The organism is Lentisphaera araneosa HTCC2155 (assembly GCF_000170755.1).
Taxonomy (GTDB): domain Bacteria; phylum Verrucomicrobiota; class Lentisphaeria; order Lentisphaerales; family Lentisphaeraceae; genus Lentisphaera; species Lentisphaera araneosa.
Window position 1 is genome coordinate 31,989 of record NZ_ABCK01000015.1, and the last position, 22,475, is coordinate 54,463.

General features: G+C 38.4%; 22 protein-coding genes and 2 tRNA genes. 11 read left to right on the forward strand and 13 right to left on the reverse strand.

Translation table 11 applies throughout. The features are described 5' to 3' along the window. Nucleotides 1-24: 24 nt before the first annotated feature. The 4 genes from LNTAR_RS15110 to LNTAR_RS15125 all read right to left on the reverse strand — a co-directional run bounded on the left by LNTAR_RS15110 (nucleotide 25) and on the right by LNTAR_RS15125 (nucleotide 3,120). On the reverse strand, nucleotides 25-471 hold the full coding sequence (locus LNTAR_RS15110; RefSeq protein ID WP_007279595.1) for a GatB/YqeY domain-containing protein: 447 nt from the start codon (nucleotides 469-471) through the stop codon (nucleotides 25-27). 93 nt (nucleotides 472-564) lie between these two features. After that, the gene (locus LNTAR_RS15115) at nucleotides 565-1,281 is read right to left on the reverse strand and encodes a TVP38/TMEM64 family protein (RefSeq protein WP_007279596.1); all 717 of its coding nucleotides are present in this window, start codon (nucleotides 1,279-1,281) and stop codon (nucleotides 565-567) included. Nucleotides 1,282-1,436: 155 nt separating this feature from the next. After that, nucleotides 1,437-2,417, reverse strand: coding sequence for a LacI family DNA-binding transcriptional regulator (locus LNTAR_RS15120; RefSeq protein WP_007279597.1), 981 nt, complete (start codon nucleotides 2,415-2,417; stop codon nucleotides 1,437-1,439). Nucleotides 2,418-2,676: 259 nt separating this feature from the next. Beyond that, on the reverse strand, nucleotides 2,677-3,120 hold the full coding sequence (locus LNTAR_RS15125) for a SufE family protein (protein ID WP_007279598.1): 444 nt from the start codon (nucleotides 3,118-3,120) through the stop codon (nucleotides 2,677-2,679). A 185-nt stretch (nucleotides 3,121-3,305) separates the two neighbouring features. On the opposite strand from LNTAR_RS15125, the gene LNTAR_RS15130 reads away from it, so the two are divergent. Beyond that, nucleotides 3,306-3,379: transfer RNA gene (locus LNTAR_RS15130), tRNA-Arg, on the forward strand. A gap of 190 nt (nucleotides 3,380-3,569) precedes the next feature. Here LNTAR_RS15130 and LNTAR_RS15135 read toward each other — a convergent pair. Together LNTAR_RS15135 and LNTAR_RS15140 are read right to left on the reverse strand one after the other, a co-directional pair. Further along, nucleotides 3,570-4,088 carry a hypothetical protein gene (locus LNTAR_RS15135; protein ID WP_007279600.1) on the reverse strand — a complete coding sequence of 173 codons (519 nt, stop codon included), beginning with the start codon at nucleotides 4,086-4,088 and terminating at the stop codon, nucleotides 3,570-3,572. Nucleotides 4,089-4,640: 552 nt separating this feature from the next. Further along, nucleotides 4,641-4,841 (reverse strand): hypothetical protein, encoded by a 201-nt coding sequence (locus tag LNTAR_RS15140; RefSeq protein ID WP_007279601.1) that lies wholly within the window; start codon nucleotides 4,839-4,841, stop codon nucleotides 4,641-4,643. A gap of 684 nt (nucleotides 4,842-5,525) precedes the next feature. Between LNTAR_RS15140 and LNTAR_RS15150 the strand changes: the two genes are divergently transcribed. From LNTAR_RS15150 to LNTAR_RS15165, 4 genes are all read left to right on the forward strand, one after another. Next, the gene (locus tag LNTAR_RS15150; protein WP_007279603.1) at nucleotides 5,526-6,773 is read left to right on the forward strand and encodes an IS110 family transposase; all 1,248 of its coding nucleotides are present in this window, start codon (nucleotides 5,526-5,528) and stop codon (nucleotides 6,771-6,773) included. Nucleotides 6,774-7,069: 296 nt separating this feature from the next. Further along, nucleotides 7,070-8,218: a 3-dehydroquinate synthase gene (gene aroB / locus LNTAR_RS15155; protein WP_007279604.1), complete on the forward strand. Its 1,149-nt coding sequence runs from the start codon at nucleotides 7,070-7,072 to the stop codon at nucleotides 8,216-8,218. Nucleotides 8,219-8,316: 98 nt separating this feature from the next. Beyond that, a tRNA-Arg gene (locus tag LNTAR_RS15160) sits at nucleotides 8,317-8,390 on the forward strand. A gap of 294 nt (nucleotides 8,391-8,684) precedes the next feature. After that, nucleotides 8,685-8,981, forward strand: a complete 297-nt coding sequence (locus LNTAR_RS15165; protein ID WP_007279605.1) for a Dabb family protein — start codon at nucleotides 8,685-8,687, stop codon at nucleotides 8,979-8,981. 14 nt (nucleotides 8,982-8,995) lie between these two features. Here LNTAR_RS15165 and LNTAR_RS15170 read toward each other — a convergent pair whose 3' ends face one another. The 4 genes from LNTAR_RS15170 to LNTAR_RS15180 all read right to left on the reverse strand — a co-directional run bounded on the left by LNTAR_RS15170 (nucleotide 8,996) and on the right by LNTAR_RS15180 (nucleotide 13,047). Continuing rightward, nucleotides 8,996-9,820 (reverse strand): MaoC/PaaZ C-terminal domain-containing protein, encoded by an 825-nt coding sequence (locus LNTAR_RS15170; RefSeq protein WP_007279606.1) that lies wholly within the window; start codon nucleotides 9,818-9,820, stop codon nucleotides 8,996-8,998. A gap of 265 nt (nucleotides 9,821-10,085) precedes the next feature. Then, complete coding sequence (locus tag LNTAR_RS15175; protein ID WP_007279607.1) at nucleotides 10,086-11,255, reverse strand: acyltransferase family protein; 1,170 nt, start codon at nucleotides 11,253-11,255, stop codon at nucleotides 10,086-10,088. A gap of 469 nt (nucleotides 11,256-11,724) precedes the next feature. After that, on the reverse strand, nucleotides 11,725-12,051 hold the full coding sequence (locus LNTAR_RS27250) for a hypothetical protein (protein ID WP_157473613.1): 327 nt from the start codon (nucleotides 12,049-12,051) through the stop codon (nucleotides 11,725-11,727). Nucleotides 12,052-12,453: 402 nt separating this feature from the next. Next, nucleotides 12,454-13,047: a hypothetical protein gene (locus LNTAR_RS15180; RefSeq protein WP_007279608.1), complete on the reverse strand. Its 594-nt coding sequence runs from the start codon at nucleotides 13,045-13,047 to the stop codon at nucleotides 12,454-12,456. A gap of 196 nt (nucleotides 13,048-13,243) precedes the next feature. Between LNTAR_RS15180 and LNTAR_RS15185 the strand changes: the two genes are divergently transcribed. Together LNTAR_RS15185 and LNTAR_RS15190 are read left to right on the forward strand one after the other, a co-directional pair. After that, nucleotides 13,244-14,341 (forward strand): FAD-binding domain-containing protein, encoded by a 1,098-nt coding sequence (locus LNTAR_RS15185; RefSeq protein ID WP_007279609.1) that lies wholly within the window; start codon nucleotides 13,244-13,246, stop codon nucleotides 14,339-14,341. Beyond that, nucleotides 14,328-15,773: a cryptochrome/deoxyribodipyrimidine photo-lyase family protein gene (locus LNTAR_RS15190; RefSeq protein WP_007279610.1), complete on the forward strand. Its 1,446-nt coding sequence runs from the start codon at nucleotides 14,328-14,330 to the stop codon at nucleotides 15,771-15,773. Before LNTAR_RS15185 ends, LNTAR_RS15190 begins: the two co-directional genes overlap by 14 nt. Nucleotides 15,774-16,190: 417 nt before the next feature. Here the strand turns inward: LNTAR_RS15190 and LNTAR_RS15195 are convergent, their stop codons facing one another. Beyond that, nucleotides 16,191-16,496, reverse strand: coding sequence for a nucleoside triphosphate pyrophosphohydrolase family protein (locus LNTAR_RS15195; protein ID WP_007279611.1), 306 nt, complete (start codon nucleotides 16,494-16,496; stop codon nucleotides 16,191-16,193). Between the two features lie 315 nt (nucleotides 16,497-16,811). Between LNTAR_RS15195 and LNTAR_RS15200 the strand changes: the two genes are divergently transcribed. The 4 genes from LNTAR_RS15200 (at nucleotide 16,812) to LNTAR_RS15210 (ending at nucleotide 19,572) form a co-directional block, all read left to right on the forward strand. Then, nucleotides 16,812-17,972: a PAS domain-containing sensor histidine kinase gene (locus tag LNTAR_RS15200; RefSeq protein WP_007279612.1), complete on the forward strand. Its 1,161-nt coding sequence runs from the start codon at nucleotides 16,812-16,814 to the stop codon at nucleotides 17,970-17,972. Nucleotides 17,973-18,124: 152 nt separating this feature from the next. Beyond that, a complete protein-coding gene (locus LNTAR_RS28250; RefSeq protein WP_007279613.1) occupies nucleotides 18,125-18,259 on the forward strand; it encodes a hypothetical protein in 135 nt (44 codons plus the stop codon). A gap of 334 nt (nucleotides 18,260-18,593) precedes the next feature. Beyond that, nucleotides 18,594-19,013 carry a globin domain-containing protein gene (locus LNTAR_RS15205; protein ID WP_162026408.1) on the forward strand — a complete coding sequence of 140 codons (420 nt, stop codon included), beginning with the start codon at nucleotides 18,594-18,596 and terminating at the stop codon, nucleotides 19,011-19,013. 133 nt (nucleotides 19,014-19,146) lie between these two features. Next, entirely contained in the window at nucleotides 19,147-19,572 is a 426-nt protein-coding gene (locus LNTAR_RS15210; protein WP_007279615.1) for a hypothetical protein, read from the forward strand. A gap of 227 nt (nucleotides 19,573-19,799) precedes the next feature. On the opposite strand, the gene LNTAR_RS15215 is transcribed toward LNTAR_RS15210, so the two are convergent. Then, nucleotides 19,800-21,281 carry an ISNCY-like element ISLar7 family transposase gene (locus LNTAR_RS15215; protein WP_007277838.1) on the reverse strand — a complete coding sequence of 494 codons (1,482 nt, stop codon included), beginning with the start codon at nucleotides 21,279-21,281 and terminating at the stop codon, nucleotides 19,800-19,802. Between the two features lie 372 nt (nucleotides 21,282-21,653). Beyond that, nucleotides 21,654-22,328 (reverse strand): type II secretion system protein, encoded by a 675-nt coding sequence (locus LNTAR_RS25870; RefSeq protein WP_007279616.1) that lies wholly within the window; start codon nucleotides 22,326-22,328, stop codon nucleotides 21,654-21,656. Between the last annotated feature and the right edge of the window lie 147 nt (nucleotides 22,329-22,475).

The window sequence follows — 22,475 nt, forward strand, 5'->3', positions numbered from 1 at the left end:
TTTTGTGATCATTTAAAATGACTCTTAGCTCAATGCCGCCTTCACTAGACCCGAAAGCTTACCGCCATTGACCAAGTAGCCCGCACCCTCGACCTGAGACTTAACGCTAGCAATTGTACGGCCCATATTCTTCATCGACTTATCTTCCAAGTCATTCACAACCTGCTCAATGATTGACTTCATTTCTTCTTCATCCATTTCTTTGGGCAAGTAAGTTGCAACGATTTCTAAGCGCGCTTTAAGCTCCGCAACTTGTTCGGCATTGCCCGCTTTCTTAAAAGCGTCGAGTGACTCATGCATTTCTTTTTGAATTTTTTGAATGATGGCGGTGATTTGCGCATCACTTGCTTCAATCTTTTCATTGATTTCTTTATTTTTGATTGCACCGCGAATTTCCGTTACCACAGCTTTCTTGGTGGCATCTTTATTTTTCATGGATTCTTTAAAGTCATTCATCAAGCGAGTTTTCATGGGGGCTCCTAAGTTAAATTGAATCCTTCACGCTACTCGCAAAAAGCTGCTTTAAAAGCACCCGCGGATGACTAATTTTGCGAAGTAAGCAAATTACTCTGCTGCTGCCTCGATATTCACCATCTTGCGCAGAGCCTTTTTCGAGACATGACCAATGATCGCCAAACTCGCGATTGTCGCAATAATCCCTAGAGTAAAAAGGGAACGATCCGCACCCTGACTTAAGTCGAGCGTCGATAACTGCGAGCCCGCAATCGTCACTAAAATAACGCGTGGGGCAAGCCCCAACGCCGACCCACAAAGAAACTCTAATTTATTCACTTTACCTGCGGCCAAGAGCACATTCGTACCCGCAAAAGGCATCACTGGTGAGAGGCGAATTAAAATCACCATAGATAAAGTCTTAAGACCATGACTCTTTAAAAGTTCTCTGTAAATCATGTTGGCTCGAGGTTTTTTCTCTAACAAACTTAAAAGTTCGTCATCTAAGAGACGACTAAAGAGCACATAGGACACTAGCGATGCCGAGGTAATCGTGGTCAAGGCATAAGCAGGCCCCACAAAAGAACCAAATAAGATCCCCGCCACTAAAGAAACCGCGTGAGTCGGAATTAAGGAACAGCCTGTAAGCACCAAGCCGAGAATAAAAAAGATTAATAGTGAGAATGAACTATCTCGCAAAGGATCTAACCATTGTGAGCCCGTGGCACTCAGCACAATGGCTCCGACGCCTGGCCCGACTACCGAAAAGAGTAAAATGGGTCCAAAGTTACCCAAATCTCTAATAAAATTTCGTATTTTTATAATCATTTATCGCTGCATTTTCCATTGATTTAAACGTCCCATCCCAATGCTTGGAATTTATCGATTTCATATATACTCCACTTAAATCAGAATAAAAACCAAAGATACAAAATATTGATTAGCTAGACTTTACGAGAAAGTAGCAAACGATACTACCCCTGCTAAGACGAGTAAGTACTCCCCTCAATATATTTGCCTTTGAGATAAACTTGATAAGCCGCTTCTTCGCGTTCAAGCACGCGCTTAGTGATCCAATCCCCCGACTTGCGCCCTAGCTTATTAATCTGCAGGCTCACGGTACGCAGTTCACTTGCCAGCATCGAGCTGACACTCGAGCCATCGAAACCCGACAGAGAAAAATCTTCTGGAATCTTGTAGGAGTTTTTGAGTGCCTGAAACATAAAGACACTGGCAATTATATCATTCATCGCAACAATTTGCTTTTTGCCTTTCTTGGTAAAATTCGTTAATAAATGACGATCAATTTCGTCTAAAGAGTTGAGTTGAATAAATTCATAATCTGCAATCGATAGTTCCTCACAAGCATTCAAAAAACCTTGACGCCTCTCAGTAGTAATTTCATTCTCCGAATACATCTCTAGGAAGACCGGACGACTGGTTTTAACTAAACTCTTTTTCACTAGCTCATTCATTGCCTCTTTATTGTTAAAGGTAATAAAATCATTTTCTTCTGGTGAACGGTTGAGTACTAAAAAAGGAATATTGTTTTCTTTCAGGTATTGCTCAGTCGACTTGGGAACTTGGCAGAAAGCGAAAATGACTGCATCCGCCTGGCCACTCTTTTTACTAGAGAATAAATCCTTTGTCTTATTGCTCGTTTCGCAAATTATATTGAGCTGATTCTCGGGCACACCCGCCTTAATGCCATCGATTAATTCTGGTACTGAATACACCAAGGGTAAAGAAGGGTCATTAAGTTGCCCCAAGACCAGTTTAATATTTAAAATTGCCCGACTCTTCTGCTTTTTTATCGCACGCTTGGTATAACCTAAGCGATTCGCTATTTCAATAATATTGCTACTGCGCTCATCACTAATCAGTGAAGAACTATTGAGCACGCGAGAAACCGTACTCGCAGAAACCCCTGCTTCTTTTGCAATATCATAAATAGTTACCGACATAAACTCACCTGCTGATTAATTCTTTCTCCTACAATAACGAGATTTTTACATGCAACAAATGCCAATGCAACTTTTCTCGTTCTAGCTCCTCAAGTATCAGTCCTTTTAACTTTTGTATCATTGCACGCTCAGACCAATGGCGCTTGCAAATGATAAAAAGATTAAACCTAAGCGCCAGCGCAACCTAAGGCAACTTGTGCCTATCTCCTGAAACCTAAACGAGTGCAGCGAGTACTACCTAAGCACGTAGTGCACCTTCCTAAATAGCGTAATCCTGAATACCTTGTCCCGCAAGTGCAGAGAAAGTCGCACAGTAAAGCATGATTTGCTTGTGCAGGCTACTGAGTCCATTGCGACGATTCATCGATAAATGTTCACTCAAGCCCGCAGTCTCCAAGAAACTCGCGTCAAGACTCATCGCTTCGGCAGGAGTTAAACCAGAGTAAACTGAAGCAAACACTACCCCGAGACCTTTGGGAATAGCTGCGTCACTATCAGCCGAAAATATCACCTTGCCGTCCTTGAGCTCCGGAACTAACCAGAGCTGAGAGGTACAGCCAGAAATTTTAAATTTATCTACACGTTTGTCTTCTGCCAAATCACCTGCTTGTCGCCCGTATTTGATTAACCAAGTGAAGCGATCGTCAATATCTTCAATTTTGCCCAAATCTGCAATGATTTTATCTTTGTCTTCTATAGCCATTGTTTTCTCAAAAGTTTGCTTATTAATTCGCGCTAAGATAGCAGAGCTTCATATCTGAGCAATCGCAAAAACTAAGATTATTCTTGTCCCATTTATCTTCACTCCAAAAAAGCGGAAATTAAACTCAAAAAAGAACTTTTTACGATTTGCTTTTTTTTCATGTTGTTGCAAATTCAAGGCCACATGCGCTCGTAGCTCAGCTGGATAGAGCAACGGACTTCTAATCCGTAGGTCATAGGTTCGAATCCTATCGGGCGTACTAAAAGCCTCAGTAATTCACTTTACTGAGGCTTTTTTTTGATTTTCCCCTTCCATCTGCATCGCGATCTTTCAGTGCAGAGTCTTGCAGCGAATGAAATGAACGACCTTTCAGCGTAGTGGTCTTGCAGTGAGCTTTTGAATGATCTTTGAGCGCAGCAATCTTTTTATCCGCAATTGCCGAACGTTAACTATTGCTTTTCGTATACTTTCGTATCGACTGCAAAGCTATTTAATTTAAAGTTGACCTTGTCTGTAAAGACCGAGAACTCTAGCTTAATCTCATGATCAATAAAAACATTTTTGAACACATCTTTATTTTCACCTATCGTTTTAATTGACTTGATCGTATAATTATCCTTTGTCATGAGGATCGTTTTTATGGGTTTGGGGACATCAGGGTAAACGCCACAGGAGTGTTGATTATTCACCCATTTTTTCATTCCTTCATCTGTCACCATTTTATCAAAAAAATAAATTTTAGAATCGAGATTAATTTTATCCTTTTTCTTATCTATGTGTATTCTTAATATAGATTTCTTCTCTTTAAACAAATAAAAAAGCAAGGTACTCCTAGGTCCAATATCACCATAACGCACTTCGATTTTCTTCGCTTGTTTCACATCCAACTCAATTATAACCTGCTGTTCTGCAAAACAACTTATAGAAAAGCACAATAAAAAGAGTTTTAATAGTAGGAGAACATTCATTATATATAAAATTTCCTTTAGAATTAAAAAATTATTCCTCGAGCATAAAGACGTACGAAAATGAAGTTTCTTACAAGAAACTAAAAAATTAATTAAACAATTAAGAATCCAAGATAAAACACCTCTCATATCTGCCTTAGAGGGCGGCAACAAGTTACCTTGGGTTGCGCACTTCGTGCTTAGGTTGCACTCGCTACGCTCGTTTAGGGGGCGCCTGCGGCTTAGGTTACAGGCTTAAGGTCATTAACCACGGATTAAACAGATGGGGCAGATTTATTTTTGGGAACGATTCCATAGTTAGACAAATCCACAGTTGGGGATAAAGAACAAAAGACAGCGAACCACGGAAAGCACAGAAAAACATGGAAGGAGAGCAATTTTTAATGGAAGGTCAAGGGAAGTTTAACCACAAATCCAACAGATAAAACAGATCTTTTTTTGTGCTTTTTTGTGGTTCAAATTACTTCAGATTTCAACTGATAACTGCAGGCTCGTCGAGCCGATCTGTAGCTAATGGAATGAGCGATCTTTCAGTACAGCGGTCTAACTCTCTTATTCCTCGACTAAATTCGAGAGGTCATCTAACCAAGACTTATCGTGTTCAACGGAATCTTGAACTGAACCATCCAAATCAATGCGAACTTCCTGATGACAATCTTTACAGGTGGCGTGATAGAATTTCGCTTGATTCTTGCTATCGGTAATGGGTGTGAGATGTTCGAGGTTTTTGCTTTGGCAATGGGGGCAATTCATGTTCTTTCCTTTTTCGTTTCTCCAAACTGCTTCACCCTTTCAGTTTCATCAAGTATTTCCTGTACTCTTTTCATTATTAGATCATCAATTTACTAAGGAGGTTGCGCCTGCGGCTTGGGTGGCGCTCGTCCCGAGCTTAGGGAGCGGCAACAAGTTGCCTTGGGTTGCACTCGCTGCGCTCGTTTAGGTTGCGCTGACGCTTAGGTGGCAGGGAGCGCTGTGCGATAATTTTTAATTGAAATCAAGATCAAGGGAAATTTAACCCCAGATTGAGCAGATCAAACAGATCTTTTCCGTGCTATTTTGTGATTTTTTGTGGTTCTAATTACTTCAGGTTTTTCCTTTCCATCTGTCCTATATGTTTGATCTGTGGTTAAATTACTTTAGGTGGTCGGAAGCAGGTGATAGGTTCCGCATTGAATGCGGTACTCCTATAGTAGCCCAAGTAATTAAATAGATAAATATAATGAGGGGGTCTGGGGGAGAAATTTTAGAATTAAAAAAGGAACATATAAATTTAATCATTCTCGGTACGAATTGGTGCTCCTGTCTTTAAAAAGACTTTCTGGGCATTTCGACCGGGAATGTTTTTCAGCGGGACGAATACTCAGAAAGCTTCCACCACGAATGCTATAGGAATTTCGCATGCTGTTTTTTAAATCTATATATTCCCTAGGAGTAAAAATGTATAATGTGACTCATAAAAAACCATCTGATTACGCGGTAATTGTAGCAATTGACTGGGCTGATGAAAAGCATAATTTCAGAATTCTTCGAGATAATCATGAAGAAACAAAAGTTATTAGTAATGATTTGTTTGAGATTCAAGATTTCTTTTGGAGCCTTCAAGGTAATTCTATAGCCGTCGTTATAGAAAGCTGCCAAAGTGCATTGATGAACCTACTGCTGTCCATGAGTAATTTAGATGTATACACGGTTCATCCCACGACTTCATCTAAATTTTCAAAGACTTTCCATGTCAGCGGTGCAAAAAGCGATCGTTCCGATACCAAGGCTTTACTTGAATTATATTTAAAGCATCCGAATAAAGTTAATAAAGCTGACTCTTCCTTCTCAAAGGGAAGTCTGAAAAAGTTAAATCTTCGCAGAAGAAATTTAGTGGATGATCGAACAAGTTTAACTAATCAATTAACTGCGTTGCTTAAAATTTATTATCCACAAGCCCTTAAAGTAGTTGGCAACCATCTGTACGCAGAAATATTTATGGAATTCCTAGATAAGTATCCAAGTCCGCAGTCGATTCTTAATGCCCATCAAATTGGGATCACGAAATTTTTTAATAAGAGAAGTACCAGTAGTAAAAAAACAAAAGAAAGAGTTAAAGCCTTACGTAGTTCTATTGTTGTTGTACACGATGAAGATGAGTTAGACTGCTATGTATTCGAAGCTCGACAATTCTGTGTGCGAATCAAAAGCTTGAATGAAGTTATTAAAGCTTATGAGAAAAAGATTTTGAAGATCTATACAGAACATGAGGACTATGAACTATTTCATTCCTTTCCAGGAGCAGGACCAAGTATTGGACCTCGACTCATGGCTTTCTTTGGAGATGATAGAGAACGTTTTCAATCAGTAGAAGAAGTCTTAAAGACTAGTGAAGTAGCACCTGTAACAATTCAGAGTGGAAAGATGAATATTGTGAGAAGGAGGTTTTTGTGTGATAGATTCACTCAGCTTAGCTTTGTGGAATTTGCTAACAATTCAATCCGATCATCTATCTGGGCTCATGAATTTTATTATCACAAAAAAGCTCTCAATATGCCTCATTTTTGCATCTTAAGAGCTTTAGCATACAAATGGATAAGAATTATGTACCGATGCTGGAAAACGAGGACTAACTACTGTGAAAAAACCTATTTGCAGGTTTTAGAAAAAAGAAAACCAGCGTGTTATCAAAAAGTTATGAATTAAGACAAAAACCTACTTGCAAGTGCACTCAGAAAAGCCCAGGTTTTAACTGATGTCTGCAGGGCGAAGACCGATCTGCAGCGAATGAAATGAGCGGTCTTGTAGCGGAGCGGTTTTTTATCCGCAATTGCCAAGCTGGAGCTTGGCGGTCCCAAGTGGAGCGGTTTTTTATACGCAATTGCCAAGCTGGAGCTTGGCGGTCCCAAGTGGAGCGTTCTTTCAGCGAAGCTGATCTTTACCACTTGAAAAAAGCTACTTTTTGCTTTACTTAAGGCAAATAATTTTCGGAGCAATAAATCATGGCTACTTTTCACGTACCCCTCAAAAAAACTGTGGATGATTCCTACGACATCCAAATTGGTTTCAACCTCTTTTCTACTTTGATTGAAGACCTCAAAAATGGTCTCTTCCCCAAGGCTAATAAACTTGCCCTCATCACGGATTCAAATGTTCTTCCCCTTTATGCGAGCAACTTGATTCTCGCTATCAAAGAAGAAGGCTTTACAGTCGAGCTCTTTAGCATGCCTGCGGGTGAACATTCTAAGACCCGTGAAACTAAGATTCGCCTTGAAAACGAAATGCTTGACAAGGGCTTTGGGCGTGACTCCGCAGTGATTGCCCTCGGTGGCGGTGTCGTTTCAGATTTGGCCGGTTTCTTAGCCGGAACTTTTGGACGTGGCATTCCCTTTGCGAACTATTCTACCACCCTACTTTCAGCTGCCGATGCTTCGGTGGGCGGAAAAACGGCTGTGGACACCCCCCATGCCACCAACCTCATTGGCCTCTTTAATCAACCCGTTAAAGTTTATATTGATATTGCGACTTGGAGTACTCTTCCCGATCGCGAAGTCCGCGCCGGACTCGCTGAAACGATTAAGCATGCTTGCCTCGCCGATGCCGAATTCTTTGCTTGGCTCGAAGCTAATATCACCAAGATTGCTTCTGCGGAAGACGCAAAACTCGATGCCGAGGCCTGCGAATTCATTGCCGAAGCCAACTGCCGCATCAAATATGATGTTGTAAGTCGCGATGAAAAAGAAGCTAACTTACGCCAAGTCCTCAATTTAGGTCACACCGCAGGACGCGCGATGGAAACCCTCTTTGAGTATCAGCTTTTACATGGCGAATGCGTTGCCGTGGGCCTCTCGATCCAGGCACTTCTCGCCAACAAGCTCGAACTCATTTCTGATGAAGATCACCGTCGCGTTGATGCGCTCATTGCTCTCTGTGGTCTACCCACCGAAGTCCCCGAAGAGATCTCGACTGAGGAACTCGTGGAAAAAATGTATACCGATAAAAAAGTACGCTCGGGTCAAATTCGCTTTGTCCTCATGGATGGCATTGGTGCAATGAAGACTTTTGAGAATGGTTCCTACACCAAGGCCCTTGCAGATGACTTCCTCATCAGCACCATCAACGAATATCGCACTCGTCAATCAGCCGAATAAACTTCCCATACTTAATCAAGGACTTTTGTTCACCGTGGTGATTGAAAGCCTATGAGTGAAGATTAGATTCAAATTCAGTTCAAACTGTTCTAAAACTTGCTCCCGTAGCTCAGCTGGATAGAGCGTTGGTCTCCGAAGCCAAAAGTCGGCAGTTCGAATCTGCCCGGGAGCACTAAGAGCCTCAGTAATTATTTTACTGAGGCTCTTTCCATTTTGATCTTTCCCAGTCTAACGACAGATCAATGACAAATCACCCTAAATTCAGTCGGTGTAATAACAGCTCCTAAATGATGCACAGAGATCATATAGTGAGCTTGCACACGATATTATAAGCCAGAATTTTCCAAAAAAATTAGACAAATCAAACAAATTTATTACACAAAAAGCTTATACCTAAAAATATTAATGAATCATCCAAGGGGTAAAATATGAGTGCTTGATAATTAAACCCACAAAGGCTGCGGCTATGTTTGTTCACACAGTATTATTCACTTTACAAAAAGATTTATCCATAGAGAAACAAAAAGAGTTCGTTTCGGAAGTCAGTAAACTCATGACGATTACACCTGCCGTCTTATACACGCTAGGAACTCCCGCAGATACTGAGCGTGCCGTTATCTCAAAGGATTATGATTATAAGCTTACGGCGGTATTTGATTCCAAGAAAGACCACGATAATTACCAAGTCGTACAGATCCATGACGACTTTAGAAAAATCGTCAAAAACTATGTCGCTAAAGTTGTAATTTTTGACGCCGATTAAAGGTCGACTGAAGTTTAAGAAAGGCGTCCAAGAATGACCGGACGGGGATTACCGCAGTAATAGAGATTGAAATCTAAGTCCTTTTGCATGAGCTCCACATAACCTCCTGTAAAGACGGGACCCTTAAAGGCGAGCTCTAGAGAAGTAGCTTCTTTGTTGAGTAGTGGCAAAGCTCGCGCAGACACCCACATCCCGTGGGCAATGGAGCCTTTGAGCCCAAATAGCCAGGCACTAGGGCTTGAGATATGGATGGGGTTAAAATCTCCGCACATCCGTGCATATTGTCGACCGATATTTCCCGGAATAGCAAAGCTCCCTACAGGATTTGCGTAATCTAACTTATTCAGTACGGGCTCTTGTGATTCTTTTGCCTCGGGAAATGATCCACGACGTAAAAAAGTAGCAGTGCAAGACCAGCGAATTTTACCCCCCTGCTCCAAAATGGAGATAGCATCAAATTCAAAGCCTTGGGGAGTCAGTTGACTCTGTCCGCTACGGCAAATGAGTTCGCAGGGACTAAGGGGATCAATAGCGTCGATTAAATTTATTTGACTCCGCAAGTGGAGCAAACCCATGGCAGGTATGGGAAGGCTCGTGAGTAATTGTAAATGCAAAGGCCCACACAGTACATAAGGAAAGCAAAGAGGTACTTGATCACTAACAGCATACGCGCAGAGATTCTGGTAATCATGAAGTTTTGCTAAATCTATACAGTCTAGCGCTAATCGCAACTCTACTTCAGGCAGTGGCGCATGGGCATGAAACTTGGGACGATGCATTAATAAACGCATGCTATTTTTTAAAACAGAAGGTTTTTCAGTAAAAGTCTGTTGAATCACGAGCTTCTCCTAATTAATTGCCTAATATAGGGGCCCAATTCCGCGGAGAGTAATTATTTAATTGAGCACCTTCGACTTAGGGAGCGGTAATACGTTGCCTTAGGTAGCGCTAACGCTTGTCTTGTGCTCGTTTCGAACTTAGGTTTCAGCAGGGGCTAGTGATGGCAAACTGATAACAGAATTTTTCTAATTGTCTTTATTTGTTCAGCGGAGCTGCCTTTGCGCGAAGTAGTCTAATCTCTGCCAATTCCTACAATTAAAAAGCTCATATTACATTGGGCTTAAAGCCTTGTGGAACATATCTTGATCTAAGTTTAAGAAAAGGTTTTTCAATAATCACTGTAGCTAAGTAACCTACTAAAATCGAAAGTCCTATATAGAAGGCAGCTTGGATTAAAAGAACAATTTCAGGAAGTGTACTAATATTTGAAATAGCTATTTGTATCGGCTCATAAAAAGGTTTAAAAAGTTTTGGCAAAAAGAAATGCCATAGATAGATATTATAAGACCAACATCCTATATGAGCTAAAGCTTTTGCTGCATAAGTAGATTCAAAAGAACCAAAACCATGACAAATAACTCGAGATAATATTAATCCGTACCCCAAGGTTAGAAGTGCAAAACCTAACGTAAACATAAAGGGGGTATTTCTACCCCAGAACATCGACGGAATCACACATAAAAAAGCCAAGCTAAATAGAGTGAGTTGATGCTTAGCCAATAAAGTTTTCATTTTTTCTTTATTATTGCGATAAAAGTACTGTATAACGACCCCTGCTAATAAACTATCAAAACGAAAGTGAGATAGCATAAAATGGTTCTTTAAATCATCTACGTTATAGCTATGTATGAATCTATTTGCAATAATCATAATAATGATAATGCTCATAACGATAGGCAGGGCTTTAAGGTTTTTATTAACTTTACCAGAAAAATGGTAGATGGCTAAAATCAAGAAGGGTAAAATGGTGTAAAAATGTTCTTCAATTGTCAATGACCAAGTAGGTCCATTAGTGCCTATATCGAAATAATTCTGCAAATACAAAACATGAACGATCACCTGAGTCAATTGCTCACTAAAATCTCCCTCTCTAATCCAATTCGTTGCACCAAACAGTGCCAAAACAACAATTAGTAAATAATACGAAGGCCAAATTTTCAAACCTCTTCTTAACAAAAAGCGCTTGATATTAATTTTTTTAAATTGCTCAAGTTCAGATAAAAGAAGGCCTCCAATTAAAAAACCACTCAAGACAAAAAATAAATCGACCCCAGACCAACCAAGCCCTCTTATTTTCCAAAAGATAAAACCTGACACTCCTGTAAGCTCAGGTATATTGGGAATACTATCAATACTCACATGATGTATTAATACAATCATAATACAAATACCTCTGAGTATATCTAGAGATAAAACTCTTTTATTCATTTTCATTATTTACTCGCTTCACATTTTTATTGTCACCGGAGCTATAGCACAAACTAAACATTTTATATCACATAAGTTATATCTAATTAAAAATGAGGGGTTTAAAACTTTCATATAAGCATATTTTTTTCCTCTTAAAGATGTGTACCAAAATAAAATTTACTTATTTCGCACACATCATTAGATCTACTTGATCTAAAAAAACTTACAGCAAGTTCTTCCAGCGTAGCGTTCTGATTCTGATAACTACACTGATCAAATTATCAAGAAAAATAGATGATACGTTGGCTTTTGTGTCTTTCGAAATTACACTGCAGCTTGCGAGCCCTATTCCTCTTTCCCCGTCTTGGGGGAAAGAGGAATAGGGCTCGCATTTCTCTTTAGAGGCAATGATATATTTTGTGATTAAAGTTTTTCAAGGCTGCCAACTGCAAAGCGAAGCCGATCTGTAGTGAGCTTGCGAACGATCTGCTGGTCAATGAGTCTGGCTTCTGCAAACTGACCAATTTATTTGACTCCGCAAGTGGAGCAAACCCATGGCTGGTATGGGATGGCTCGTGAGTAATTGTAAATGCAAAGGCCCGCAAAGTACATAAGGAAAGCAAAGAGGTACTTGATCACTAACAGCATACGTGCAGAGCTTCTGGTAATCATGAAGTTCTGCTAAATCTATACAGTCTAGCGCTAATCGCAACTCTACTTCAGGCAGTGGCGCATGGGCATGAAACTTAGGGCGATGCATTAATAAACGCATGCTATTTTTTAAAACAGAAGGTCTGTCAGTAAAAGTCTGCTGAATCACGCGATTCTCCTAATTAATTGTCTAAATGTAGGGGCTTAAATCTGCTGAGAGTAATTATTTAGGCTAGTACTACGCTTAGTTTGCAATCGCTTAAGGAACATTTATTCCGAGATTAGGTTTCATTTAACAGGTCGCTACACTCTGATAATGAGTGCCCTAGTAGCCTGTCGGGCTTCTCTCCGTTAGACTGCAAAACAGCTTAATCCCACCGAGTTCCTGCCCGAAAATCGTTAAATAAGTCCAATATTCGTCTCATTTCGTACTAAAACCGTCTTTATTCACTCCGTTTTTCCTTAGGAAGCTCAAAGTCCGACAGACTGCTAGCTATAGAGCGAAAATAGAGCTGGCCTCAATTTTATATTTATTAATATTATCATACGGCCTTATACTGGATTAATTTTCTTAGAATTTATGACTTGTTAAGTCTTGCCTATTTTTTATAACTAATAAAGCACATATGATCACTATTAATGCAACAGTCTCTAGTGCTTTAAGAATATTAGTAAAATTAATTGTATAGGTTTGTTCATTGAATTTTGCGGCGTAAATCATCGTAAATTTCCCCACACAAAATGAAATAAGCAGAAAAAGTCCCGTAGTAAACATCCTTGTGTAGCGCAAGAGTTCATCTCTTTTTTTGTAAAGCTTTAAACAAAGCACAATGAGGCAAACACTCATAATAGTAATAAAAAGCAGCAGAACTAATAATTTATATTTACCAAGCTCGAGGCTATTAATAATTTTTGCGACTACTTCGTTGAATAAAACATGTAAGTCTAGTTGTTTATTAATTCCCAAAACAAAGATTAAATTAGTACTTAAAATATAAAGGCTTTTGTCGTATTTTTTATTAAGTGATTTTAAATAAATAATAAATTTAATGTTTAGAATAAGTGCAATAAAATAAAGTAAGGTGATCAACCAACTCCATAGGTCTTGGTCACTCACTTGTAGCTCCCATTTTAATTGAAAATTGGCAAGCATGAACTCATTCATTATCTTTCCTTAGCTTCGAGTTAGAACGACACAGCACTATAGGGTGTGAAATCATAAGAAAATAATTTTTTAAAATAGGCGCTCTATAAAATAAATTATCTTTAAAAGATGGCCTAAGTTATTCCGCCTTCAAAATACTAAACTTAGTTTGTTTTTAAGCATAATTAACACAGTTTTTTATAAAACATGGAAGTTAATGAAAACCTTTACCACATCTTATGAACGCATTCTATCTTTAGTGGATAATTATAAGCCCGATTTATATGCGAAAACGAGAAACTTTCTCGACGGGACAGTTTCATGCTTATCTCCTTACATCTCGCGTGGTGTGATTAGTACTCGCACTGTATATGATTCTTTAATTAAGCGTGGCTATAATTTGGAGAAAATCGAAAAGTTTGTTCAAGAGCTGGCTTGGCGAGATTATTGGCAGAGTCAATGGAAGTTTTATGGTATTAAAATTAATAAAGATCTACGGCATACACAGCAGGCTTTTCATAATCATGGCATGCCTCATTGCTTAGTTAAAGGCCAATGCAGTATACAAATGTTTAACACGGCAATTAAGCAACTTAATTCAACTGGCTACCTGCATAATCACATGCGTATGTATTTAGCAATGAGTATTTGTAATATTGGAAGCTACCACTGGCATAAGCCTGCCCAATGGATGTATTATAATTTGATTGATGGTGATTGGGCTTCGAATGCTTTGAGTTGGCAATGGGTAGCGGGCTGTTTAAATAGCAAGAAGTATATTGCTAATCAAGAAAATATAAATAAGTATTGTGGAAGTTCAGAAGTGAGGACTTTTTTGGACAAGCCTTATGATCAATTATCAAAAGTTCAATCACTGGACGAATTCGATAACTCTGTTGAACTAGAACTCAAATGGCGGGTTCCACAACAAGCCAATCCCAATGAGCTAGTTCTTGATGATTGCCTCATTTACAATTACTATAACCTTGATCCCCAATGGCGAAAAGAGCAATTGGCTAATCGTATTTTACTTCTCGAACCCCAAATTTTTGATCAGTACCCGATTTCTCCTAGAGTAATGGATTTCTTTTTAAAGCTTAGCAAGAATATCCCTAACTTAATTTTATTCACAGGTAGTTTCGCAGAGTTACGAGCGCTATGTAGAGGAAAGATTTTTTATCGCCAGCACCCCTTAAATCAATATAGTGGCACGGAAGATTCACAGCCAAAACTGTGTAATATCCAAGGTGATTTCTCATCCTTTTTCAAGTATTGGAAACTATGTAAAAAAGCTCTAATAAATGAAAGAAATTAATGTAGTTTGGCTAAAGCGTGACTTGCGTTTGAATGATCATGCTTGCTTAGCTGCCGCAGAAGCATCTAAGCTCCCCTATTTGATTATATATTGTTTTGAACCGCGCCTAATTAATGCCCCCGATGTTTCGGAGAATCATTTAAATTTTATTTACTTATCGCTCCTGGAAATGCAAAAGAAACTTGAACCATTTAATCGTCCTCTCTACATCTTACATGCCAGTTCTGTAGAAGCTTTCGCATACATTCAAAAGAATTACCAAATTAAGAACATCTTTGCCCACCAAGAGCATGGTACGACTCGCACATGGAAACGTGATCGTCAAATTATTGACTTTTGTTGGCAAGAAAAAATTGAATTGCTGGAAGCTGAACATAGCGGAATTAAACGTGGTATTCAAAATCGTGACAAGTGGGACAAAGCCTGGTTTTCTTGGCACTCTGCCAACATTATACGAAATAGTTACAGCAAAGGTCATTTTACTTTTGATCAAGATTTGTTTCCTGCTGTATTTTATTTTAAATATCATTCAAAACCCTACTCCAAAAATCTGCAAAACCCTGGAGAAGATACAGCTCATCGCTATCTGACAAGTTTTTTGGCTGATCGCGGCAAAGATTACCATAGATTTATTTCTAAGCCTAGTAAAAGTCGAAAATCCTGTGGCCGTTTATCACCCTACTTGGCCTGGGGAAATATAAGTTCGCGACAAGTCTATCAATTTATTAAAGAATCACCTAAATACAAAGATAATAAACGAGCATATTCGGGTCTATTAACTCGAATTAAATGGCGAAGTCATTTTATCCAAAAATTCGAAGTAGAATGCTCATATGAGTATCTTTACCTCAACAAAGGCTATGAGTTATTGTCACTTAATTTTAATGCAGAACACATAAGGGCCTGGGAAAAGGGAAAAACGGGTTACCCACTGGTCGATGCCTGTATGCGTTGTTTACATGCTACGGGATGGATAAATTTTCGTATGCGCGCCATGCTCACAAGCTTTTTTTGTCATCATTTAGCTCAAGATTGGCGTGATGGTGTTTATCATTTAGCTAAGTTATTTTTAGATTATGAACCGGGTATTCACTTCCCTCAATTTCAGATGCAGGCAGGAACTACTGGAATCAATACAGTTCGTATCTATAACCCGATCAAGCAATCGATGGATAATGATCCCCATGGTGAGTTTATTCGCCAGTGGGTTCCGGAACTCAAAGAACTCAATAACAATGAAATTCATGAGCCATGGAAAATCGAACTGATGGAAGCTAAAATGAAGGGGTACGCAAATCTTCATTTATATCCTGATCCAATTATTGATATTAAAGAGACTTATCGCTTAGCGAGAGATCGTATTTGGGGCTTGCGGACCAATCCACTTGTAAAACAAGAAAAAATAAGAATTCTAAAAACTCACACCCGGTAGTTAAACAAATACCTGCTTAAGTAATACTTTGGATTAAACAATTATATATAAGAAAATCTTATAGCATTGCCTCAATCGTAAGGTTTCATTTCTATCAAGGTGCAAAAAAGTTTTCCAAATCATCAAGAAAAATAAACAATGCCTTGGCTTTTATGCCTTTCCAAATTACAATGCAGCATGCGAGCCCTAATTTATCTTTCCCCGTCTGGGGGGAAAGTCATTGAGCCGACTGTTTAGGGCTCGCATCTTTACTTATTATGATAAGTTTTGAGCATATATTTGCTTAATGAGTAGTAATAAGTAAACTTTAGAGCCAGTGATGATAGGCTATTCACATTTAGTGAGGCAATTTTGAAGCTGACAACTTCAAGGGCCGCCAACAGATGAATAAAAACTTTAAAAGATAGTTCTGAGGAATTAACTGCCTGTCTTATCAATCCACTTTTCCCTTAGGGCTTTCTCTAAATCAATATCATAGAGGTCCGCATTGATAATTGCGAGAGCCATAATATCAACCAACTCCTGTGTCATGCGGTCCTTGGCTTCTGCTGCGTTTAATTTCTTAGTAGAAATACCCTGTTCAATAAGTCTCGCTTCCGCAAATTGCCCAATTTCTTTGACTAAGTTGAGTGCTGCAAATTCTTTGTCTACACTGACCTTAAATTTATCGGCATACCAATCTGCATTCCGGCAGATTTCCTTGATTAGTTCTTGTACGGTCATTTTTCTCTCAACTTAAAAAGAATTTTAAAAGCTCTCTTAGACTTAGTGACTAGCTTATTGAGCAAGATAAAATATTATCATTTATAAAAAACATATCCATAGCACTTAGTAAAATAATTTCTGTAAATATGATTTTTCGCAAAACCTCAACTCAATGATCAAATTTATATATATTTAAAAGCAATACTAGGATTTAAATAAGAAATGATCAAACCATCCTACATGAAAAACTTGCTTCCGCTTACTTACTGAGCTTATAGTTAAAACACTAAGGATTATGAACCCTAATAAGCAAAGAGAAATAGAGTAAAGTCAATGAATATAAAGACAAATCATAATGCTTTACCACCGTATGATAATGAGTCTATTATCAACACCTTAGCTATGGTTGCTATGAGTACTGAAAATGCTGTAATTGTAACTGATGCTACAGGTCATATTGAGTGGGTGAACGAGGGTTTCACTCGGATAACTGAATATCAATTATATGAGATCATAGGAAAAAAACCTGGTGATTTTTTACAAGGAGAGAAATCAAGCCTCCAAACTCGTGAAAATATCCGAAAAGCTTTAATAGAACAAAAGCCCATTACAGTAGAAATTTTAAATTACTCAAAATCTGGACGTGAATATTGGTTAAATATGAATATCCAACCAATTTTTGACAAAAATAACATCTTGCAAAAATTCATTGCAATAGAACTCGATGTAACCGTGCAAAAAAAAATTGAGATTAAAATAAAAAAATTAAATCAAGAACTTACAGATGCCTTAGAATCAAAAAATAAAATTTTCTCTATAATTTCACATGATCTCAGAGCACCTTTTAATAGCTTAATAGGCCTGATGGAAATTTTTATTAATGATGATGTGCAATACTCCCAAAAGGACATGAAAAGTATTTTAAGAGAGATCTATGAAAGTAGTAAATTGACTTTCAATCTATTAGAAAATCTACTCAATTGGTCAAGAAGTCAAAATGGAACAATTACATGTCACCCAAGCTTCTGTAACCTATCTCAAATATTAAATGAAGTTCAAATTATACTTCAACTCAACTTCCATAAAAAAGAGATTGAACTTGAAATTGATTGTAATAAAGATATAAATGCTTTTTTTGACCGAGAGATGATTATTTCAGTACTACAAAATTTACTTTCCAACGCGATTAAATTTTCTAATCGTAAGTCTAAAGTAGTGATTAATGTTAACCCCACAAAAAATCATATGCTACAAATTTGTATCATTGATTCGGGCCTTGGAATTGATAAAAATCAGCTAGAAAACATTTTTAAAATAAAAGGAATCAAAAAGAATTTCGGTACTGAAGGCGAAGAAGGATCAGGCTTAGGTCTATTACTCTGTAAAGATTTTATTGATTTAAATAATGGCGTAATGGAATGCACTTCTAAGTTGGGTCATGGTACATGTTTCACAATTTATTTACCTTTAAATGAAAACTTATGTAATAATTGAATCTAAATATTGATGAAATAATTTTCATACGAAAATGACTGTCAAATAGAGCATTTTTTAAAAATATTTCATAAAAACTTTTTTTTATGAACTTAAGTGAGTTTATTTAGTCTGTGGTTTTTCCACTTAATTAATCAAACGAGGAGTTTAAAATGAAAAAACTTTTAATCTTAGGTGTTTTATTGTTTGCAGCCGTTGGTTGTAATAGCTGTGGCCACGATGGCGATCATTCCCATGCCGATGGCAAAGAATGTTGTGGCAAAGATGGTAAGTGCTGCAAAAAATAAGCAGAACATATCGATCGATTTAAAGCGGGACTTCGATCTCGCTTTTTTTTTGTGCGCAAAAGAATTGCGCTGACGCTTGGCTTGCGGCAACAACTTGCCTTAGGGAGCGGAGAGGAGCTCCTCGCGTGGCGCACTACGTGCTTAGGAAGCGCTGACGCTTAGGATGCACTCGCTGTGCTCGTTTAGATTGGGGTAACGCTTGGGTTGCGGCAACGAGTTGCCTTAGATGAAAGGTGAGAAGTACCTTAAAAAAGATGGCCGATAATCTACAGAAAAAGATGCAAAAAAAACTTTTATCTCGAGCAAAGATTCAGTATCGTATTTATAGAAAGAGATGAGACGAAAAATGAATGAAATAGACTTCAATAAATTGTTTAATGATAGCTATGAATATATTCAAAATCATTCTGATGAATTCTATGATTGTTTTTATCAACACTTCATTGAAAGTTCTCCGAAAATAGGAGAAAAATTCACCGGCGTGAATTTAGAAAATCAAAAACTCATGCTTCAACAAGCCATCTCGCATACGATTGGGTTTTTCGTCACCAAGACTGCGAGTCCCTATATACTTAATATTGCGAAGCAACATCAAAATTTAGGTGTAAGTGATGAGATGTATGAACTCTTTATGACTTCACTAATTTTTACCTTGGAGAAACAATACCCTCATTATACGGCTGAATGTGGCTTAGCGTGGAGAATCTTTATGTCCCCAGCCTTAGAACTGATGAAACATATAAATGATGTTTAAAAGGTAGATCTAAGCTCCCTCATACAAAGCGTAGATATATTAAAAATAGATGTAAAAAAGCGACTAGACCTTGCTCCCTAAATAAACTTGTAAGTTATTAACTATTATAAACTTGAATTAAGGGAATAGAAAAATGAAAAATTATAACCAATATCCTAAGAAGTATGTCGCCTATGAAGTCAATCGCATTTCCTGTGATTTTGAAACTGAAGAGGATTTCTTGGAAACACTCAATGAACTGGATAAGCAGGGACTCGATCAAACTAAATTCTATATTCTGCATGGGCCCGATGGCATCAAAGCTTTTGATCCTACTGGGCTTGAACATGGCTTCTTATCAATGCTATCTCGAAAAATTCATCGCTTAGCAAGTGAAGCCGAAGAGCGTGTTCTCGACGAACTCACTGATGATCTTAACAATGGCATGATCCATCTCAGTGTCCCAGCTAAAAAACTAAATGTTCGTGACCTAGTTCATCATATCATGGATGATCATCATGGCAAACACACCCAGTATAGCGGCCGTTTTTGTGTCGAGCATTACGCTAAGGCACAATAAGAGAAAGACATAAGTAGTGCGTGACCGAAAACCCAGTGTTTATGAGTTTGTTGATGATTTTAAGTTAATATAAAAATTCAAAATATGGTTATACGTGTCGTGCAGTCATAGTATTATCATTTTTTTAAGGCCTAGGCGTCAGAACAAAGGCTTTTTTTCTATTTATTCACTAAGTCAAGGCAGGAGAAAGTACGCCGTGAATGGCGTTTTTATTATTATGAAGAGCTTTAAGCGCTTTTTCTTTTTCTACGTAGGACTTTGATTTCTCTGGCCATGATGATAGCACCAAGATGATGGATATTACTGGCACTTATCGCCATAGCGGCATAACGTTCGAAATTAGGAGTACCCTTATCAGGGCATCGGTCAAAACCATGACTTTCAAGAGCGTTAATAGCTGATTCAACTGCGGGGTGTTGTTTGCGAGCGACGACAAAGGCCTCCTTACTTTCACGCTCTTGAGCAGCTTTATTTCGGCGACCTTTTACAGGGAGGTGAGCTCTTACCTCTAATGCTTCAATGCGGGAGTGATTATTTTGACCATCCTTATCTACCTTTGAATAAAAACCCTTATCAAAACTCATCGATGTCAGCCCAGGGTACAGCTCCTTACTTTTACGAACCATTTCAACCGCCACGTCTTTATCCTGCTCGCCCTTCATGATCCTATGGTCGAGAATAAAGCCAAACTGATCTTCAACTACACATACCTTCACGCCAAGTTCCTGACGAATCCCAGCTTTTCCTTTGCATATCCATTCTGTGTGAGGTTCAAAAATCGAATACACCTTTTCATCGGGTGAAATAGTCTCTCCATTAAGAACTCTACGACTTATTTGCTTAATGAATAAGTCCGTGTAATCCATGTTTAACTGAAGCTTGGGACACTCTTCATCTAAAGAATTCTGGAGAGTTCTTGCTTTGAGTAAATGAGCTCGAGCCACACTAAGGTAATCCTTAATTATCTCCTCTATTTCTAAGCGACGTTTTTCCTTTCGCTCTTCTTTCTTCGAGTTAGAGTGACGCATCTTGCTCAGTTTATTATAAAGGCTATGGAATTTCTTTTGCTGGCTTTTTACTTCACGCCAGCCAGTGATTTTCAAAGATGAAGCCAATTTGCCTCCGATGCTCAATACTTTGCGTACAGAATCTTTTAATAGATTCAAATCAGTGGGGAAATGAACATTCGTTTCAAAAACAAAAGAATCGCAACGACTATGTAATTCTCGTTCTTCTGGGAAAAGTAATTCATGGCTGAAAGCAACTACGAGTTTACTAATTTTATTGGCAATTTCTTTTGTAAAAAGGCTAACGTTATCGTGTATTGTTTGGCGTCCTGTAACTATGTCGACATCACAAAAAAGATCAACTCCACAGATCTCCCGAATTTTGTGATGATAATCATAGCAACTTTTGAGCTTGTCATAATCCCAATTACAGCTCAAACGCAAAGTGCCTAAAACAAAAATAACCCAGAGATCCATTCCTTTACGTCCATCATTCCAGGATGTTCCTTTAGGAACTAATTCAGACAAAACATCTTGGATTTCTTTGAGTAAAACTTTGTTTCGATAAATTTCTTGTAAACCACGAAGAGTTTTGGTTATTTCATCACGGCAGTATGTGTCGAGTCTCACTTGTTCAATTGGCGTGACTCCGAGAAGTGGGTTTTCTCCTAATTCTGCTTGTGTACTTGTAAAATTACGCATGCTATATGACACCTTGGATTCTTTTATTTTATCTGTATCCTATTGGATAAATAGTAGTTTATGATGAAGTACTATACATTTAAACAAAAGTTTTATAGGGTACTTTAATACTGTTTTCTAGAAAAACTCACAACTTATTTTCCTTATAAATTATTATACTTAAAAGACTTAGGTTCATTTCGGTCAGGCACTAAGTAGCGCTGACGCTTAGGTTGCGGCAACAAGTTGCCTTAGGGGGCGGGGTAAAACTCCTTGGGTGCGCACTACGTGCTTAGGTAGCGCTGACGTTTGAGTTGCACTCGCTGGGCTCGTTTAGGGGGACGCTTTAATTTTTAGAGGCCGTCATTGGCTACTAGGGGGACGCTTTAATTTTTAGAGGCCGTCATTGGCTACTGTATAGTGTCCCATGGTATCTTGTCCTGGTATAATCCGAGTGAATTGCGTGTGACCATCTGCATAGAGAAGATTCCAGCGATAGTCTCCCATATCGGTGTGATTGTAAAATTCTCCAAGCTGTGCACGTCCAGCTTGTGCTACCACCCAAAGTCCGCCGTGTTCACCCATGGTGATAAATTTAACTGGATCAATAATTTCTTGATGACGTATGGCATTTTTAGGCTGAGATTTCACCCATTGAAGTGTATTATTTCTAAAATAGGAACTGCCATATTCATTGTAGCGATTGAGGCTATCTTTTTCGGATACACATTGAGCAAAAGGAGCTTCGGCGGTATCAGAAGGATTTCCCAAGTAGGAATTTAACCAACGTTCACTCGCAAGAGGTGCAGGACTCAGTGTCCCCGTTTTTCCCGACCATAAATTACCACCAGTCCCCCCGTAAGATCCACTTGTTCCCGTTGGTGGAAACCAGTCGTCATTATCATCGGCAAACATGATTAAAACGGAACCGTGGGTTTTTAAATTATTTAAGCAACTTGCTCGGCGACTGCTTTCTCTCGCATTGCTCAAAGCTGGAAGGAGTAAGGATCCTAGTATTCCAATAATGGCAACTACGACCAAGAGCTCGATTAGTGTAAACTTTTTCATGGGACATGCTCGCTTTTATCGTTCATTTCCAATTACTTCGTTATAAAGATATACACTTTTGACAATTATTTGAATTTTATTAAGATTTTTATTAATTTCCTATTCCAGAGGTCTTTAACTCTTCAAAAAACTGCACCCACTTATAAA

Bases quoted from the DNA above. Each gene is read 5' to 3' on its own strand.
- LNTAR_RS15110 (WP_007279595.1), bottom strand. From the start codon at position 471: ATGAAAACTCGCTTGATGAATGACTTTAAAGAATCCATGAAAAATAAA.
- LNTAR_RS15115 (WP_007279596.1), bottom strand. From the start codon at position 1,281: ATGATTATAAAAATACGAAATTTTATTAGAGATTTGGGTAACTTTGGA.
- LNTAR_RS15120 (WP_007279597.1), bottom strand. From the start codon at position 2,417: ATGTCGGTAACTATTTATGATATTGCAAAAGAAGCAGGGGTTTCTGCG.
- LNTAR_RS15125 (WP_007279598.1), bottom strand. From the start codon at position 3,120: ATGGCTATAGAAGACAAAGATAAAATCATTGCAGATTTGGGCAAAATT.
- LNTAR_RS15135 (WP_007279600.1), bottom strand. From the start codon at position 4,088: ATGAATGTTCTCCTACTATTAAAACTCTTTTTATTGTGCTTTTCTATA.
- LNTAR_RS15140 (WP_007279601.1), bottom strand. From the start codon at position 4,841: ATGAATTGCCCCCATTGCCAAAGCAAAAACCTCGAACATCTCACACCC.
- LNTAR_RS15150 (WP_007279603.1), top strand. From the start codon at position 5,526: ATGTATAATGTGACTCATAAAAAACCATCTGATTACGCGGTAATTGTA.
- aroB (WP_007279604.1), top strand. From the start codon at position 7,070: ATGGCTACTTTTCACGTACCCCTCAAAAAAACTGTGGATGATTCCTAC.
- LNTAR_RS15165 (WP_007279605.1), top strand. From the start codon at position 8,685: ATGTTTGTTCACACAGTATTATTCACTTTACAAAAAGATTTATCCATA.
- LNTAR_RS15175 (WP_007279607.1), bottom strand. From the start codon at position 11,255: ATGAAAATGAATAAAAGAGTTTTATCTCTAGATATACTCAGAGGTATT.
- LNTAR_RS15180 (WP_007279608.1), bottom strand. From the start codon at position 13,047: ATGAATGAGTTCATGCTTGCCAATTTTCAATTAAAATGGGAGCTACAA.
- LNTAR_RS15185 (WP_007279609.1), top strand. From the start codon at position 13,244: ATGAAAACCTTTACCACATCTTATGAACGCATTCTATCTTTAGTGGAT.
- LNTAR_RS15190 (WP_007279610.1), top strand. From the start codon at position 14,328: ATGAAAGAAATTAATGTAGTTTGGCTAAAGCGTGACTTGCGTTTGAAT.
- LNTAR_RS15195 (WP_007279611.1), bottom strand. From the start codon at position 16,496: ATGACCGTACAAGAACTAATCAAGGAAATCTGCCGGAATGCAGATTGG.
- LNTAR_RS15200 (WP_007279612.1), top strand. From the start codon at position 16,812: ATGAATATAAAGACAAATCATAATGCTTTACCACCGTATGATAATGAG.
- LNTAR_RS28250 (WP_007279613.1), top strand. From the start codon at position 18,125: ATGAAAAAACTTTTAATCTTAGGTGTTTTATTGTTTGCAGCCGTTGGT.
- LNTAR_RS15205 (WP_162026408.1), top strand. From the start codon at position 18,594: ATGAGACGAAAAATGAATGAAATAGACTTCAATAAATTGTTTAATGAT.
- LNTAR_RS15210 (WP_007279615.1), top strand. From the start codon at position 19,147: ATGAAAAATTATAACCAATATCCTAAGAAGTATGTCGCCTATGAAGTC.
- LNTAR_RS15215 (WP_007277838.1), bottom strand. From the start codon at position 21,281: ATGCGTAATTTTACAAGTACACAAGCAGAATTAGGAGAAAACCCACTT.
- LNTAR_RS25870 (WP_007279616.1), bottom strand. From the start codon at position 22,328: ATGAAAAAGTTTACACTAATCGAGCTCTTGGTCGTAGTTGCCATTATT.